The sequence below is a fragment of the Methylobacterium sp. WL103 genome (assembly GCF_008039885.1).
GTDB classification, from domain to species: Bacteria; Pseudomonadota; Alphaproteobacteria; order Rhizobiales; family Beijerinckiaceae; genus Methylobacterium; species Methylobacterium cerastii.
This window is the reverse complement of record NZ_VRUX01000923.1, coordinates 1-1,179: the sequence shown is the minus strand read 5'-3', so window position 1 is coordinate 1,179 and position 1,179 is coordinate 1. Positions and strand designations below refer to the sequence as shown.

Annotated in this window: 1 protein-coding gene and 1 pseudogene; both read left to right on the top strand. The window is 71.1% G+C overall.

What is annotated here, in order from left to right; translation table 11 throughout:
* On the top strand, nucleotides 1–877 hold an 877-nt coding region (locus FV222_RS26735; protein ID WP_147816154.1), incomplete at its 5' end, for a DUF3829 domain-containing protein.
* Nucleotides 878–953: 76 nt separating this feature from the next.
* Nucleotides 954–1,179: pseudogene (locus FV222_RS26730) on the top strand (serine endopeptidase); the annotation flags it as partial.

Below are 1,179 nucleotides of genomic sequence, written 5' to 3'. Positions count from 1 at the left end.
CACGAGGCCCGCGCGATCCGTGACCCCGCCGGCAAGCCCGGAGGCGCAGGCGGCGGCCAAGGCCGACGCCTACACCGAGGCGCAGAACCACCTCGTGCGCTCGCACCCGATCGAGCGCCAGCTCGCCGACTACCGGCGCGACAACGAGCGGGTCTTGAAGCCGAAGTTCAAGCCCGGCGCCGACGCGTGGTACCATTTCGGCATCGTCGACTTCGACGGGGTGATCGGCGAACTGGAGAAGGCAATCGCCCTGCCCGGCGTCGTGCCGGAGGTCGACACTTCGGCTGCGAGCCTCCTCGCGAGCCTGCGCACGCTCAACCCGACCTTGAAGGCGCTGACCCGCTATCAGACCACTCGCGAGTTCAAGGAGGACGGGTTCCGCCTCGCGCGCGAGCAGCACCCGATCCTCGTGCCGCAGGTCGAGGCGGCGGCCAAGGCGATGGACGCCTACGGCACCGCTTTGTTCGACCGCGAGATGGCCCGCGACCAGCGGCGCGCGGCCGCCCTGCCGGAGGATGCGCCGGCCCGCCGGCTGCTGGACACCAGCCTCGCCCTGAAGCGGGCGGTGAAGCGCTTCGAGGCGCTCGGGCCGAAGTCGGACGTGGCGCCGTTCCTCGCCGCGCTCGGCGAGGTCTCGACCGCCAACCGTCAGCTCGGGACGACCTTCGACGCGCTGGCTCCGAAGGCGGAATCCGCGTGTACCGGCTACGCCGACACGGTGGCGAGCGTGATCGGGCACGGCCGCGACGTCGCCCGGGACATCAAGGCGAAGGGCGACCCGAGCCAGCCGGCGCAGCTGTTCAACGACACATACAACCGCTCAGTGCGCGACATCGAAACCTGCATCCGCAACGAAATGCGCGCGCGGCCGGGCTGAACGTCCGCCTGCGTTTCGCCGTCCCGAGGTCCGGGGCATGCCCTAGCGTTCCGTCATAACCTGAGGAGAGCCCAGCGTGGCCAACGGCACCCGCGTTTCCGAGCGTTGGTTCAACGCCGCCCTGTGGCTCGTCGCCCTGCTGTTCGCAGGCTTCCTGATCGGCCTCGGCTCGCTCGTCGTCGGCGACCTGCCGCAGGTCGAGCACCGCTACACCGTCGAGCAGTTCCTGGACCGCGAGCCGGCCCGCGCCTCGGCTGCCGCGCTCAAGCAGGTCCGGCGCGAGCAGGACGACGCGCGGCGGC